Annotated in this window: 16 protein-coding genes; 8 read left to right on the forward strand and 8 right to left on the reverse strand. The window is 72.7% G+C overall.

The features are described 5' to 3' along the window. The first annotated feature begins 70 nt into the window (after nt 1-70). The 3 genes from HS109_07660 to HS109_07670 are packed head-to-tail and all read left to right on the forward strand — an operon-like array spanning nt 71 to nt 3,108. Entirely contained in the window at nt 71-1,051 is a 981-nt protein-coding gene (locus HS109_07660; GenBank protein ID MBE7522246.1) for a uroporphyrinogen-III C-methyltransferase, read from the forward strand. A gap of 36 nt (nt 1,052-1,087) precedes the next feature. Next, nucleotides 1,088-2,284, forward strand: coding sequence for a heme biosynthesis protein HemY (locus tag HS109_07665; GenBank protein ID MBE7522247.1), 1,197 nt, complete (start codon nt 1,088-1,090; stop codon nt 2,282-2,284). Continuing rightward, nucleotides 2,284-3,108, forward strand: a complete 825-nt coding sequence (locus tag HS109_07670; GenBank protein ID MBE7522248.1) for a polysaccharide deacetylase family protein — start codon at nt 2,284-2,286, stop codon at nt 3,106-3,108. Before HS109_07665 ends, HS109_07670 begins: the two co-directional genes overlap by 1 nt. Nucleotides 3,109-3,127: 19 nt before the next feature. Here HS109_07670 and HS109_07675 read toward each other — a convergent pair whose 3' ends face one another. Next, the gene (locus HS109_07675; GenBank protein MBE7522249.1) at nt 3,128-4,159 is read right to left on the reverse strand and encodes a CDP-6-deoxy-delta-3,4-glucoseen reductase; all 1,032 of its coding nucleotides are present in this window, start codon (nt 4,157-4,159) and stop codon (nt 3,128-3,130) included. A 105-nt stretch (nt 4,160-4,264) separates the two neighbouring features. Here HS109_07675 and HS109_07680 point away from each other — a divergent pair, with 105 nt between their 5' ends. Genes HS109_07680 through HS109_07695 form a run of 4 tightly spaced genes read left to right on the forward strand, consistent with a single transcriptional unit; the run spans nt 4,265 to nt 7,460 of the window. Continuing rightward, nucleotides 4,265-5,167 (forward strand): SDR family oxidoreductase, encoded by a 903-nt coding sequence (locus tag HS109_07680; GenBank protein MBE7522250.1) that lies wholly within the window; start codon nt 4,265-4,267, stop codon nt 5,165-5,167. 10 nt (nt 5,168-5,177) lie between these two features. Continuing rightward, nucleotides 5,178-6,095, forward strand: coding sequence for a 4-hydroxybenzoate octaprenyltransferase (gene ubiA / locus HS109_07685; protein ID MBE7522251.1), 918 nt, complete (start codon nt 5,178-5,180; stop codon nt 6,093-6,095). Nucleotides 6,096-6,127: 32 nt separating this feature from the next. After that, a complete protein-coding gene (locus tag HS109_07690; GenBank protein MBE7522252.1) occupies nt 6,128-6,673 on the forward strand; it encodes a DNA-deoxyinosine glycosylase in 546 nt (181 codons plus the stop codon). Nucleotide 6,674: 1 nt separating this feature from the next. Next, entirely contained in the window at nt 6,675-7,460 is a 786-nt protein-coding gene (locus tag HS109_07695) for an SDR family oxidoreductase (GenBank protein MBE7522253.1), read from the forward strand. Here the strand turns inward: HS109_07695 and HS109_07700 are convergent. After that, on the reverse strand, nt 7,411-8,697 hold the full coding sequence (locus HS109_07700; GenBank protein ID MBE7522254.1) for an MFS transporter: 1,287 nt from the start codon (nt 8,695-8,697) through the stop codon (nt 7,411-7,413). The genes HS109_07695 and HS109_07700 overlap by 50 nt on opposite strands. 163 nt (nt 8,698-8,860) lie before the next feature. On the opposite strand from HS109_07700, the gene ubiD reads away from it, so the two are divergent. Further along, nucleotides 8,861-10,378 carry a 4-hydroxy-3-polyprenylbenzoate decarboxylase gene (gene ubiD, locus HS109_07705; protein ID MBE7522255.1) on the forward strand — a complete coding sequence of 506 codons (1,518 nt, stop codon included), beginning with the start codon at nt 8,861-8,863 and terminating at the stop codon, nt 10,376-10,378. 15 nt (nt 10,379-10,393) lie between these two features. Here the strand turns inward: ubiD and HS109_07710 are convergent, their stop codons facing one another. Genes HS109_07710 through HS109_07735 form a run of 6 tightly spaced genes read right to left on the reverse strand, consistent with a single transcriptional unit; the run spans nt 10,394 to nt 14,339 of the window. Next, nucleotides 10,394-11,374 (reverse strand): glycosyltransferase family 2 protein, encoded by a 981-nt coding sequence (locus HS109_07710; GenBank protein ID MBE7522256.1) that lies wholly within the window; start codon nt 11,372-11,374, stop codon nt 10,394-10,396. Then, nucleotides 11,371-12,348: a glycosyltransferase family 2 protein gene (locus HS109_07715; GenBank protein ID MBE7522257.1), complete on the reverse strand. Its 978-nt coding sequence runs from the start codon at nt 12,346-12,348 to the stop codon at nt 11,371-11,373. Before HS109_07715 ends, HS109_07710 begins: the two co-directional genes overlap by 4 nt. A gap of 38 nt (nt 12,349-12,386) precedes the next feature. After that, entirely contained in the window at nt 12,387-13,334 is a 948-nt protein-coding gene (locus HS109_07720) for a glycosyltransferase family 2 protein (GenBank protein ID MBE7522258.1), read from the reverse strand. An 11-nt stretch (nt 13,335-13,345) separates the two neighbouring features. Next, complete coding sequence (locus tag HS109_07725) at nt 13,346-13,615, reverse strand: hypothetical protein (GenBank protein MBE7522259.1); 270 nt, start codon at nt 13,613-13,615, stop codon at nt 13,346-13,348. Next, nucleotides 13,612-14,019 carry a phage holin family protein gene (locus HS109_07730; GenBank protein MBE7522260.1) on the reverse strand — a complete coding sequence of 136 codons (408 nt, stop codon included), beginning with the start codon at nt 14,017-14,019 and terminating at the stop codon, nt 13,612-13,614. The genes HS109_07725 and HS109_07730 overlap by 4 nt, the downstream gene beginning before the upstream one ends. A 14-nt stretch (nt 14,020-14,033) precedes the next feature. After that, nucleotides 14,034-14,339: a DUF883 domain-containing protein gene (locus tag HS109_07735; GenBank protein ID MBE7522261.1), complete on the reverse strand. Its 306-nt coding sequence runs from the start codon at nt 14,337-14,339 to the stop codon at nt 14,034-14,036. Nucleotides 14,340-14,384: the final 45 nt, after the last annotated feature.

Consider the following 14,384-nt stretch of genomic DNA (forward strand, 5'->3'; position numbering starts at 1 on the left):
CGAAACCGATCGGCCCGCTCGACCGCCCCTGTCCGCGTCGGGACCCGCCCGGCGCCTGCGGACGATCGGCATGGCCGCGGCTGCCGTGGCCGTCGCCGCCGCCGTGGTCGCCTGGATCGACGCGAAGCGGGACCTGTCGACGCTTCGGACCGAGGTGGCCGCCCGGCTCACGACCGCGGACGCGGCGGAGGCGCAGGCGAAGGCGCGCGACGCGGCGATGGCGGGCGAGTTGCGCGAGGCCCTCGCGAAGCTCGCGTTGCTCGAAACGCGGCTCGCGGAATCGCAATCGCAGCAGGCGGCGCTCGAAACGCTCTACCGCGACCTCGCGCCGTCGCGCGACGAACTGGCGGTGGTCGAGGTCGAGCAGGTGCTCTCGCTCGCGAGCCAGCAACTCGCGATCGCGGGCAACGTGCCCGCGGCGATCGCCGCGCTGCAGCTCGCGGACGGCAAGCTCGCCCGTCTCGACCGGCCGAAGTTCGCTCCGCTGCGCCGAGCGATCGCAGCGGACATGGAGAAGCTGAAGGCGGTGCCGTACGTCGACACGGCCGGCCTCGCCGGACGCCTCGACGCCGCGGTCCTCGCGATCGACGCCATGCCGCTCGCGCGCGACGAGCACCTGCCGCCGCCGACGCCCGCGCCCCCGCTCGCCGACGCTCCGTCGTGGTCGCGCCACCTGCGCGAGCTGTGGTCCGACCTCAAATCGCTCGTGCGCGTCGAGGTGAGCGGGCGGCCGGCGCCGCCGCTCGTCTCGCCGACGCAGCAGTACTACCTGCGCGAGAACCTGCGCCTGCGCCTCCTGTCGGCGCGCCTCTCGCTCATCGCGCGCAACGAAGCAGCGTTCCGCGCCGACGTGAAGGCGGCGGACACGTGGATCCGCCAGTACTTCGACGTGCGCGCGAGGCCGGTCGCGGTCACGCTCGCCTCGCTCGCGACGATGTCCTCGGTGACGATGGCCTCGGACGTGCCCGAACTCACGCGCAGTCTCGACGCCGCGCGGGCCTTGCGCGTCGCGCAGGAGGCGCGCGCCGACGCGCCCCGCGGGCGGCCGTGAGCGCGCGCGGCCTTCCGTTTCGCTGACCGGCGCTCGATGCGCTTCCTCGCCGCGTTCCTGTCGATCGCCGCGCTCGCGGTCGGATTCGCGCTCCTCGCGAAGTCCGACGCGGGCTACGTCCAGTTCGTGCTGCCGCCGCTGCGTATCGAGACGTCGTTCTTCGTCTTCGTGCTGGGCACGTTCGTCGCGTTCCTGGTGGTTCATCTGCTGCTGCGCTTCGCCGCGCGCATTGCCGCGATGCCGCGCGAGGTGCGTACGCACCGCGCGCGAGCCCAGCTCGAGCGCGCGCGCGCGAAACAGGACGCCGCGATCGTCGCCTTGCTGGAAGGACGCTACGGGCGCGCCCGGGAGCTCGCCGACGAGGCGCTGGCGCTGCCTCGGTCCGGCGGACTTCCGGCCCTGATCGGAGCGCGCGCGGCGCTCGACATGCGCGACTTCGGCGCCGCCGCGGCGTTGCTCGCGCGGCCGGACGCCCGTGCGGATTCGCTCTGCGTGCCCAGATTGATGCTGGAAGCCGAGATGGCGCTCGAGCAGGGGCGAGCCGGCGAGGCGCTCGTGCGTCTCGACGACCTCAGGCGCGAGGCGGGCTCGCACACGGCGGCGCTCCGCCTTTCGCTGCGCGCGCTCTCGGCCGCCGGCCGCCCCGCGGAGATGCCTCCGGTCGTCGATCAGCTCGTGCGCCGGAAGGTCTACGACGCGGAGCAGGGCGCGATGGTCCGCGCGAGTGCGCACGCCGACGCGCTGGCAGGACTCGGCCACGACGCGTCGGGGCTGCGCGCGTACTGGAACCGGCTTCCCGAGGCCGATCGGCTCCACCCGCGCGTCGCCCGCGCGGCGGCGTCGGGGCTCCTGCGATCGGGGGACGACCGCGAGGCCGCCGACCTGCTCGCGAGATCGCTGGACCGCCAATGGGAGAGCGCGCTGGTCGCGCTCTTCGCGGACGCCCATCCCCCCGAGGGCGCGCGCCAGCTCGAGGTCGCCGAGCGCTGGCTCGCGCAGCACAGCGACGACGCGACGCTGCTCTTCGCGCTGGGCCGGCTCTGCGAGCGTGCGCAGCTCTGGGGGAAGGCGCAGACCTACTGCGAGGCGAGTCTCGCGCTCGACGACCACTGGAACACGCGCGTGTTCCTGGGCGAGATGCTGGCCCGGCTCGGGCGCGTCGACGAGGCCAACGCCCACCTCGCGGCGGCGCTGAAGCTCGCGATCGCGGAACTGCGCGAGCGGGGCGCCTGATGCCGCTCGCGATCCTCGCCTACCACTCGCACCACGTGGTCGGCCCCGACTACGACGCGAACGACCACGTCGCGCTCGCGCTCGATCTCGACGTCCTGACCGACGCCGGGTGGCGCATCGTGCCGCTGGGCGAACTCGTCCGAGCGCACGCGCGGGGCAACGACGCGAAGCTCGTCGCGCTCACCTTCGACGACGGGCCGCGCTTCGACGTGGACGACGTCGTGCACCCGGTATACGGGATCCAGCAGGGCTTCGCCGGGGCGATGCGCGCCTTCGCGGCACGGCGCCCGGGCGCGCAGCCGGATCTCCACGCGACCAGCTTCGTCATCGCGTCACCGGAGGGCCGGCTCGCGATGGAGTCGAACGCCGACCCCGCGTACACCTGGCTCACGCCGGGCTCGCTCGCCGATGCGTGGTGGTCCACCGCGATCGACAGCGGCATGATCGCGATCGCCAACCACAGCTGGGACCACCTGCATCCCGCGCTCGCGGCGGTGCGGCACTCCCGCGACGCGCGCGGCGACTTCGCGCAGGTGGACACGATCGGCGATGCCGACGCGCAGATCCGCGACGCGGCCGCATTCCTGTGGAGCGCGACGCGCGGGCGCGCCTCGCCGTACTTCGCCTACCCGTTCGGGCACCACAACGCGTTCCTCGCGCGCGATTACCTGCCCGCGGTCGGCGAGGGTGTCTGCGCCGCGGCGTTCACGACCGAGCCCCGGCTCGTCGCGCCGGGCGACTCGCGCTTCCTTTTGCCGCGGTTCGTCTGCGGCGCGGACTGGCGTTCGCCCGACGAACTGCTCGAGCGGCTGCGCGGCGCCTGACGGACCGCGCCATGCCGGGCTATTCGCGCGCCTCCGCCTCCGCGGCGTAGGTGAAGCTGTCGGCGAAGAATTCGTCCTCCGGGAGGCCGCACTGCGTCGTGAAGTCGCGCCGCGCGGCGTCGATCATCGCCGGCGCGCCGCACGCGTAGACCTGGTAGCCGGAGAGGTCGGGGAAGTCCTCGATGACGGCGCGGTGCACGAGGCCGGTGCGCCCCGGCCAGGCGTCGTCGGGATGCGGATCGGAGAGCACCGGAATGAAGGTGAACAGCGGGTGCCGCTCCTGCCAGGCGCCGGGAATCGACGGCAGGTAGAGGTCCCGCTTCGCGCGGGCGCCCCAGTAGAGGACCATCGGCCGGTCGATCTCGTGGTGCAGCGCGTGCTCGATCATCGCCTTGATCGGCGCGAAGCCGGTGCCGCCCGCGACGAAGATCATCGGCTTGTCGGTTTCCTCGCGCAGGAAGAACGACCCGAGCGGTCCTTCGATCCGCAGGATCTCGCGACCCTTGAACGTCTTGAAGACCTGGTCGGTGAAGAAGCCGCCGGGCACGTGACGCAGGTGCAGTTCGATGAGCGCGTCGTCGTGCGGCGGGTTGGCGATCGAGAAGCTGCGGCGCCTGCCGTCCTTCAGCAGGAAATCCACGTACTGCCCGGCGAGGTACTGCATCCGCTCGGTGGCCGGCAGCTTGAGCTTCACGATGGCGACGTCGTGCGAAGGCCGGTCGATCGACTCGATGCGGCAGGGCAGCCGCTTGATCGGGATGTCACCCGCGCGCCGGACCTCGCGCGCCTCGATCGTGAGGTCGGAGAGCGGCTTCGCGCAGCAGAAGAGCGCGTAGCCGCGCGCTTTCTCGGCGTCGGGGAGCGTCGAGGGCTGGTGCGCTCCGTAGTCGACGCGGCCCGAGAGGATCCTGCCCTTGCAGGTGCCGCAGGCGCCGTTCCGGCAGCCGTAGGGCAGGAGGAGGTCCGCCTTCATCGCGGCCTCGAGCACGGTCTCGTCGGCGGCGCACCGGAACGCGTGCTCGCCGGGCTTTATGGTAACCTCGAATGTCATGTGGAAAAGTAGGGTCAGACTCGACTTTTATCCGCGGCGACGATTTCGGGGCGGCGTGCAGATCGAAAAGTCGAGTCTGACCCTACTTTCCCCGCCGCCGGGCGCATGATCCGGGTGCTCGTCGTGGGCTGCGGCGACGTCGCGATGCGCGCGGCGAAGCTCCTCGACGGCCGCGCGCGCCTCGTGGGGCTCACGCGCCGCGCCGACGAAGTCGCGAAGCTGCGCGAACACGGTGTCGTTCCGCTGGTCGGGGATCTCGACGACCTGCGCACGCTCGCGCGCCTGCGCGCCGCGCCCGACGCCGTGCTGCACTTCGCGCCACCCCCTCCCGGCGGCCGCGGCGACCCGCGTACCGGGCGCCTCGTGGCCGCGCTCTCGGCGGCGCGCAGGATACCACGACGACTCGTCTACGTTTCGACGACGGGCGTCTACGGCGATTGCGCGGGCGCGCGGGTCGCCGAGACGCGGCCGAGGCGCGCGCAATCGCCGCGGGCACGGAGGCGGGTCGACGCCGAGGACCGGCTCCGTTCCTGGGCGGTGCGCAACGGCGTGTCGCTCGCGATCCTGCGCGCGCCCGGCATCTACGCGCAGACGCGCCTGCCGCTCGAGCGCATCCGCCAGGGCACGCCGGTACTCGTGCCCGAGCATGACGTGTACACGAACCACATCCATGCCGACGATCTCGCTCGCGCGGTCGTGGCGGCGCTCTTCCGGGGCCGGCCCAACCGCGCCTACCACGCCTCCGACGACTCGGAACTTCGGATGGGTCAGTGGTTCGACGCGCTCGCCGACGCGCATCGGCTGCCTCGGCCTCCGCGGGTCGACTGGGAGGAAGCCGAAGCGCGCATCGCGCCGGTCCTGCTGTCGTTCATGAACGAGTCGCGGCGCCTCACGAACGAACGTCTGAAGCGCGAACTGCGCGTGCGGCTCGTCTACGCGACGCCGCAGGCGATGTTCGACGCCTCCGCGGCGCGCGAACCGAGGCGGCAGATGCCGCTCGCCTTCTGAAGGCGCAGCGATGAGCGACGAACCGGCCCCCGCGCCGCGCCGGACGCTCGTCGAGCGTCTGGACGCCTGGGAGCGCTTGGTCCGTCTCGACAAGCCGATCGGCGTCCTGCTCCTGCTGTGGCCGACGCTGACGGCGCTGTGGATCGCCGCGCGCGGAAAGCCGGACGCCTCGCTGGTGCTGATCTTCACGCTGGGCACGGTGCTGATGCGCTCGGCCGGCTGCGCGTTCAACGACTGGGCGGACCGGCGTTACGACGCGCACGTCAAGCGCACCAGCGGCCGCCCGCTCGTGACCGGCGAGGTGTCCGGACGCGAGGCGCTCGCCGTCGGGGCCGTGCTCGCGGCCGCCGCGTTCGTGCTCGTGCTGTTCACCAATCCGGCGACGATCCTCCTGTCGTTCGCCGGACTCGCGATCACGCTCGCCTATCCGTTCTTCAAGCGCTTCTTCGCATTGCCGCAGGCCTTCCTCGGCATCGCGTTCTCGTTCGGCATTCCGATGGCGTTCGCCGCCGTGCGGGGGAGTCCCGAACCGCCGGCCTTCGCGATGCTCGCGATCAACCTGCTGTGGGTGGTCGCCTACGACACCGAGTACGCGATGGTCGACCGTGACGACGACCTGCGGATCGGCATGCGCACCTCGGCGATCACCTTCGGGCGCTTCGACGTCGCCGCGGTCGGGCTGTGCTACGCGGGGAACATCGCGGGCATGACCTGGGTCGGCCGCCTGATGAACCTCGGACCGGTCTACTTCCTCGGCCTCCTCGCCGCGCTCGGCTGCGCGGCCTGGCACCTCTGGCTGATTCGCGGGCGCGACCGCGACAGGTGCTTCCGCGCGTTCCGCCACAACCACTGGTTCGGGTTCGCGGTGTTCGCCGGCACCGTCGCCGACTACGCGCTGCGCGCGGGCGCGTGGCCGCGCGCGCAGTGAGCCGAGCGAGCGTCGCGCGGAAGGCGGGCGCGATGCGGCGCGCGCCGGCGCGGGCGTTCGCGCGGGGACTCCCGCCGGTGCTGCCGCGCGGTGCGCGCATCCTGGTGCTCGGGAGCTTCCCCGGCGCGGCATCGCTCGCCGCGCGCCAGTACTACGCGCACCCGCGCAACCACTTCTGGCCGATCGTGGGGGCGCTCGTCGGCGAGCCGCTCGCGGCGCTGCCCTACGCCGACCGGCTCGAGCGCATCGCGCGGCACGGCATCGCCCTGTGGGACACGATCGTGGCCTGCGAACGCCTGGGATCGAGCGACGCGTCGATCCGCCGGGAGACCCGCGCGGAAGTCGTGCGCGTCCGGCGCTCGTCGCCGGACATCGTGCTCGTCGCGTTCAACGGCGGCACGGCGGCGCGCGCAGCGCCTCGCTGGCGCGACGCGGGCTACCGGACGATCGCGCTGCCGTCGACCAGCCCGGCGTACACTCGTCCGTTCGACGAGAAGCTCGCGGCGTGGCGGACGCTGGAGCGCTGGCTCGCGGCGGGTGGGCCCGCAAGCGATCGCAGCGCCGCGCTGGAAGGATGACATGGAACCGGGATTGCAGGACCGTGGCGTGCTCGTGACCGGTGCCAGCAAGGGTATCGGGCTCGCATGCGTGCGAGCGTTCGCGGCGGAAGGCGCTCGTGTCGCGATGGTGTCGCGTTCGCAGGCGAACCTCGACTCGGCGCTGCGCGAGTTGTCCGCGTTCGCGCACCGGCCGGTGACGATCGCCGCCGACCTCGCGCGCGCCGAGGACGCGCGCCGCGCGGTCGACGAGGCGACGCGTGCGCTGGGCGCGATCGACGTGCTGGTGAACAGCGCCGGAGCGGCGAAGCGCTACCCGCCCGACGAACTCTCCGCGCAGGCGTGGCACGACGCGATGGACGCGAAGTTCTTCAGCTATGTCCATGTCGTCGACCTCGTCGTGCGCGCGATGGCCGCGCGCGGGCGCGGCGCGATCGTCAACGTCGTCGGACAGGGCGGCAAGGTCGCGAATCCGGTGCACCTGCCCGGCGGGGCGGCGAACGCGGCGCTGATGCTCGCGACCGTGGGTCTCGCCGCCGCCTACGGCCCGAAGGGCGTGCGCGTCAACGCCATCAACCCGGGCGCGACGCTCACCACCCGCGTCGAGGAGGGTCTCGCGGCCGAGGCGCGCATGACCGGAGCGTCGCCCGACGACCTCCTCGCGCGCATGCAGCAGCGCATACCGCTCGGCAGGATCGCGACTCCCGAGGAGGTCGCGAACGTCGCGGTGTTCCTCGCGTCGGACGCGGCGAGCTACGTCACCGGGGCGGTCGTCCCGATGGACGGTGCGGCGAACCCGGTGATCTAGCAGCCCGCTCGCGCACGAGGAGCGACGCGAGCGCGCCGAGCGCCGCCGAGCCGGCGAGGATCGCGACGCCGCTGTTCCACGCAGCCGCGACGTCGCCCGTCGCGCGGGCGCGGTCGATCGCCCAGCCGACGAGCGGCTGCAGGATCCCGGTGCCGAGGAAGATGCCCGTGTTGACGACCGACGTCGCGATGCCGGAGTGCTCCGGGCGGTTCGCTTCCTTCGCGACGGTCCACGACAGCGTGAACCCCGGAAGGATGAGGCCCATCACGAAGAACCACGCGAGCGTCGCCGGGAGCGGCCACGCCGCGTGCGCGAGCCAGGGCAGCCAGGAGAGCGCGAACGCGAACGTGCACACGCGCATCACGACGCGGCGGTTGCCGATCCGGTCCGACACGACGCCGATCGCGACGGCGCCCACCGCCACGCCGAGCAGCAGCAGGCTCGCGTGCTCGGCGGCGACGACGCGCGGGTAGCCGTAGGCGTGCTCGAGCCAGGGCACCGCCCACAATCCCGCGAACGCGAGGTAGCAGCCGCCGATGCCGACGTTGACGACGAACGCGGGCCAGGTGGCGCGGTTCGCGAGGACGGTCGCGAGCGCGGCGCGCCAGTCGAGACGCGCGCCCGGCGGGGCGGCCGGCGCGACGGCGGGGAAGCCCATCTGGTCCGGGCGGTCGCGCACGCGCCACCAGGTCGCGGCGGCGATGGTGAACGACAGGATCGCGAGCGCCACGAACACGGTGCGCCACGACGCCAGCGTGACGACCCACGCGAGCGGGGCTCCGGCCACCACCGCGCCCAGGTTGCCGGCGAACATCGTGACGCCGTTCAACGTCGCGAACCGTCGCGCCTCGAACCAGGTCGCGCTGATCTTGAGGATCGAGATGAACGCGACCGACACGCCCACGCCGACGAGCGTCCGGCCGACGGCGGCGACGTCCCAGGTCGGGGCGAGCGCGAACGCGAGCGACCCGACGCCGGCGACGATCGACCCGCCGGCGAGGAGCTTCCGCGGCCCCGCGGTGTCGGCCAGCACGCCGACCGGGATCTGCAGCAGCGTGTAGACGTAGAAGTAGGTGGCAGCGAGCGTGCCGAGCAGCGCCGCCGGGATCGCGAACGCCCGCTGCAGTTCGTCCGCGATCGCCGCCGGCGCCGTGCGGTGGAAGAACGACAGCACGTAGCCCGCGAGGACGACCGTGAAGACCAGCCTGCGCGTACGGAGGAATGCGTGGGGAGGCATCGGTCGCCCATTCTACGTAAGCTCCGAAGCGCTCCCCGAAGCGCTCCCTCCGACGGGCGACAGGATGGACGCGCGCCACGCCCGACGGCCGACTTCCTCCGCGCGCTGATCGCCGTGAAATCCGACTCGACTAGAATCGGGTTGGCTGACGACCGGCCACGCCATGTCCTACCGTGATCTCCGTGATTTCGTGGACCAGCTCGAGCGCGACGGCGAACTCGTGCGCGTGCGCGCGAGCGTCGATCCGCGTCTCGAGATGACCGCGTTCTGCGACCGCGTGCTCCGGCGCGGCGGGCCGGCGATCCTGTTCGAGTCACCCGCGGGCGAACGACGCGGCCCGTCGGGCGCGACGATCCCGGTGCTCGCCAACCTGTTCGGCACGCCCGGCCGCGTCGCCCGCGCGATGGGCGCGAATCCGGCGCACTGGCGCGAGGGACTGCGCGAGATCGGCGCGCTCCTCGCGTTGCTGAAGGAGCCGGAGCCGCCGAAGGGCCTGAAGGACGCGTGGCAGAACACCCGGCCGCTCGTCATGAAGGTGCTCGACATGGCGCCGAAGGAGCGCTCGACCGGGCCTTGCCAGGAGGTCGTGTGGGAAGGCGACGACGTCGATCTCGCGCGATTGCCGATCCAGACCTGCTGGCCGGGCGACGCGGGGCCGCTCATCACCTGGGGACTCACGGTGACGCGCGGGCCGCAGAAGGCGCGGCAGAACCTCGGCATCTATCGGCAGCAGGTGATCGGGCGCAACCGGGTGATCATGCGCTGGCTCGCCCATCGCGGCGGCGCGCTCGACTTCCGCGACCATGCGCGCGCGCATCCGGGCACGCCGTTCCCGGTCGCGGTCGCGCTCGGCGCGGATCCGGCGACCTTGCTCGGCGCCGTCACGCCGGTGCCCGATGCGCTGTCCGAGTACCAGTTCGCGGGACTCCTGCGCGGCGGACGCACCGAGATCGTCCGCTGCGTCACGCATGCGCTGCAGGTCCCCGCCTCCGCCGAGATCGTGCTCGAAGGCTTCCTGCGTCCCGATCCATCCGACCCGACCGGGTACGAGCACGCGGACGAGGGCCCGTTCGGCGACCACACCGGCTACTACAACGAGGTCGAGCGCTTCCCGGTCCTCACGATCGAGCGCATGACGCTGCGGCGCGACCCGATCTACCACTCGACCTACACCGGCAAGCCGCCCGACGAGCCCGCGGTGCTCGGCCTCGCGCTGAACGAAGTGTTCGTGCCGCTCCTGCGGAAGCAGTTTCCCGAGATCGTCGACTTCCACCTGCCGCCGGAAGGGTGCAGCTACCGGATCGCGGTGGTGTCGATGCGGAAGCAGTACCCGGGTCACGCGAAGCGGGTGATGTTCGGCGTCTGGAGCTTCCTGCGCCAGTTCATGTACACGAAGATGATCGTCGTGACCGACGACGACGTCGACGTGCGCGACTGGAAGGAGGTCGTCTGGGCGCTCACCACGCGCGTCGACCCGGCGCGCGACACGCTGATCGTCGAGTCGACGCCGATCGACTACCTCGACTTCGCCTCGCCGGTGTCGGGGCTCGGCAGCAAGATGGGCATCGACGCGACGTCGAAGTGGCCCGGCGAGACCACGCGCGCCTTTGGGCGCCCGATCGCGATGGACGCGGCGGTTACCGAGCGCGTCGACGCGATGCTGCGCGACCTCGCGATCTGATCCGATCAGGCGTCGTCAGGCCGGACGCGCCGGCGGGCGGGCGCCGCTCCCGCGGGCGTCGGCGAGCCGCCGGGTCATCCGCTCGACGGCGGACAGCACCAGCGGCAGCGACTCGACGGCGCGCGGAGGCGTGTGGCGCAGTGCGATCGGCGCGAGGAACGGATCCTCGACCAACGTCGTCGCGCCGGCTTCCCGCCACTCGCCCTTCGGCACCGACCAGTTGCAGGCCGCGAGCGCGAGCGCGTCGATGTCGACGGATTCCCCGGCGCGCAAGCGCTCCCAGGACGCCTGCGAGGCCGCGTCCGGCTTCCAGTCGATGCGCGCGGCGACCCGGCCGAGTTTCTTCACCGCGACCTTCGCGACGAACTGCTCGACGCTGCGGATCGGCACGTGCGCGACCGCCGCGATCCGCCCGGGGATCGGGGCGTGCGCCCGCATCCCGCGCTCGCGCGCGTCCGGGTGCGCGGTGACCCAGTGGTTGCCGCCCGACAGGACGTCGTCGGTCGCCCGCAGGAACGAACGGGCGACCACGACCTTGGTGAGCGCGTTCGCGTCGCCCGACACGCGCCGCGCGCCGCGCAGTGCCGCGAGGCCGTCGCGGGGAGCCGCGCGGAGGTCCGGCACGTAGGTCGGCCATTCGAGCCAGCCGTGTGTCTTCGGCGGCAGCGCGGCGAGCGCGCGCTCGAGCGCGTCGCGCGAGGGCACGCGCAGGAACTCGTCGGCGTCGAGCGGGAACACGAAGTCGGCGCCGGTCGTCGCGAGCGCGTGGCGCACGACCTGGGTCATGATCGCCGGCTGCAGATAGCCGACCGTCTCGTTCCGCAGCAGCACGAGCGGCAGGCGCTCGCGGCAGAGCGCGTTCACGATGTCGAGCGTCGCGTCGGCCGAACCGTGGTCGACGACGACCAGCCCGTCGAGGACCGTCAGGTTGTGACGCACGAACGCCTCGACGACGTCGGACTCGTTGCGCACCATCGACACGCCGACGAACTTCACCGCACCGCCTCTCCCCGCGCGCGCGCGCGTGCGGCGCGCGCCTCGGCGAGGCGCCGGACGAGCCGCTCGGCGGCCCCGAGCACCAGCGGCAGCGGCTCGGCCGCGCGTGGGGGTGTGTAGCGCAGCACGATCGGCGCGAGGAACGGGTCGTCGACGAGCGGCGCTTCCGAGGGCGCGACCCAGTTGCCCCGCTGCACCGACCAGTTGACCGCGTACTCGCGCAGCGCCGCGGCGTCGAGCGCACGGTTCGCGACCACCGCCTCGTAGGCCGCCTGCGACGCGGCGTCGGGCTTCCAGTCGTAGTTCGCGGCAAGGCGCCCCATCTTCTTCACCGCGACCTTGGTGACGAACTGGGCCGCGCTCCGGATCGGCACGTGCGCGATCGCCGCGAACTCGTCGCGGATGCGCGCGTGCGGCTCGGCGTCCTCCGAGGTTCCGCGCGGCTTGCGCGCGACGAAGTGGTTGCCGTTCGCGAGCGAGGCCTCGGGGCGCGTCATCAGGTAGCGGGACATCAGCGCCTTGTGGAAAACGTGGCGCTCCTTCGCCATCCGCTTCGAGCCTCGCAGCAGCGCGAGGATGTCCCCGGCGGGCGCGTCGAAATCCGGCACGTAGGTGAGCCAGTGCAGGAGCCCGTTCATGTCCGGCGGGAACGCCTGCAGCGCCCGGTTGAACGCCGCGCGCGAGCGCATCTTCAGGAACTCGTCGGCGTCGAGCGGCAGCACGAAGTCGGCGTGGGCCTGGCGGAACACGTCGCGGGCGATGGCGGTCGTCATCCGCTCCTGCAGGTAGCCGGGCGCGGCGCTGCGGATCACGAGGATCGGCAGCTTCTCGCGGGCGAGCTCGGCGAGGACGTCGAGCGTGCCGTCGGTCGAGCCGTGGTCGACGATCGCCATGCCGTCGAGGAGCGATGCGTTGTGACGCACGAACGCCTCGACGATGTCGATTTCGTTGCGCACCAGCGAGACCGACCACACTTTCGGCGCCGGAGGGGCCGGCGGCGGCGCTCCGGGCGTCATAGGCCGCCGGTGGTCGCCGCGACCTCCGCCGCGACGCGCTCGCCGAATGCCAGCACCCGCGCGAGAGGCGCGGACGGCCGCGACGGCGAGTAGCGCAGGGCAGGATCGACGGGGAAGCGGTCGTCGATCCACTCGCCGGTCGCGGCCGCACCACGCTCGCCCGGCGGCAGTCCCCAGCTCGCGGCGATCGACGCGAGTCCATCGCGGCCGGGCGCGCGCCCGGCGACGATCGCCTCGAACGCCTCGCGGTAGCGGCCCGCCGCCGCTTCGCCGGGATCGGGGTTGCCGAGGAGCCGCGACAGATGGCCCACCGAGACCTTCGCCGTGAACTGCTCGGGACTTCGCACCGGGACGTGCGCGATCGACGCGATGGCCGGATCGAGCGCAACGTCGGGCATGGGCGATGCGCCCGCCTGCGGCAGCAGCGTCCGGTGGCCGCCATCGACGACGCCCGACGGCAGGTCGGCGAACGCGCGGCGCACGATCAGCTTGCGCGGGGGTGCGTCACGCCGGACGAAACGCTTCCCGCGGTGCAATCGCGCGAGGATGTCGCCGGGCGCGTCGAAATCCGGGATCCAGATGGTTTCGGACACCGAGAGCGGACGCGAAGGGTCCGCGGCGACGGCCGCCGCCTCGAGCGCGGTCCTCGAAGCCACGAGCAGGAATTCGTCGGCATCGAGGGGCATGCACAGGTCGGCGCCGCGCGCGAGCGCCGCACGCACGAGCCGCGTGGTCATCTCCGACGGCCGGTACTCGAGCGAGTCGTCGCGCGAAACCTCGAGCGGCAGACCTTCGGCGACGAGCGCGGCCAGGATCGCGGGCGTCGCGTCGGTCGAGGCATGGTCGACGACGACGAGGGCGTCGAGCGCGCGCAGGTTCGAGCGGATCGACGCCTCGACGACGTCCTCCTCGTCGCGGACGACCGTCACGCCGACGATGCGCATCGGGAACGGACCTACCGGATGCGCCGCCACGCGGTGAGCGTGCGCCACACGGCGACGCCGACCGCGATCACCCGCAGGGTCTTGCCCATCCGGCGATAGCCGAGCAACGGAAGCGCGAAGCCGATCGTGCGCAGGACGAACGGGCGCAGCCGGCGCGAATCCGGGCTCGGAGCGATCGCGACGCGCACGTCGTGCCAGGCGACCCCGAGCTTCAGGCGCTCGAGGTCGGCGGCCGCCACCAGGCGCTCCCGCCGCTCGTCCAGGTCGGCGGTGCCGTTCATGGAGCGGGCGGCGTGCCGCCGGCGAGGCGCGCGCGATCCTTGTCGAACTCGGCGATCGTCGCCGCGAACGGCGCGGGCGCGTCGTGCACGACCGAGCGGATGCGCGCGAACGCGAGGGCGGCGAGCACCGCGTAGAGGAGCGCGAGCCCGAGAATCGCGGGATAGCGGTAGCTGTCCCAGAAGTACGCGACGACGAGCATCGAGACGGTGCCGACGGCGAAGGTCGCGAGGATCGCGCCCGCCACCGCGAGCACGATCATCGTCTGCAGGCGCCGCCGCTCGATCGCCAGCTCCACGCCGACGAGTTCGAGCCGCGTCCGCGCGAGCCCGAGCGCGCTCGCGAAAAGCCGCGACGCCGCGGGCCGCAGGCCCTCGGCCGCTCGCTCGTGCGCGGGCTCGTCCATCGCCGCCGGTCCGGCTAGCGCCGGTTCATCAGCAGGCCGGCGAGGAAGCCGATGGCGGCCGCGGCGCCGATCACTTGCCAGGGATTGTCGTGGACGTAGTCGTCGGTCATCCGTGCCGCGGCCTTCGCGCGGTCGACGGCGCCGCTCTCGAGCTCCTGGAGACGAAGCTTGGCCGCGAGCAGCTTGGCCTCGACCTGCGAGCGCAGGTCGCGCGCGCGGTCGCCGGTTTCGCTGGACGCCTTCTTGAGGAGGTCCTCGGCCTCGGACAGGACGGCCGAGAAATCGTCGACGAGCTGGTCGCGGGAGCGTTCGAACGTCATGGCGGTTCTCCTGGAGCGCCGGGCCGCGATCGGCCCGGGACGGAA

Source organism: Burkholderiales bacterium, assembly GCA_015075645.1.
Classification (GTDB): domain Bacteria; phylum Pseudomonadota; class Gammaproteobacteria; order Burkholderiales; family Casimicrobiaceae; genus VBCG01.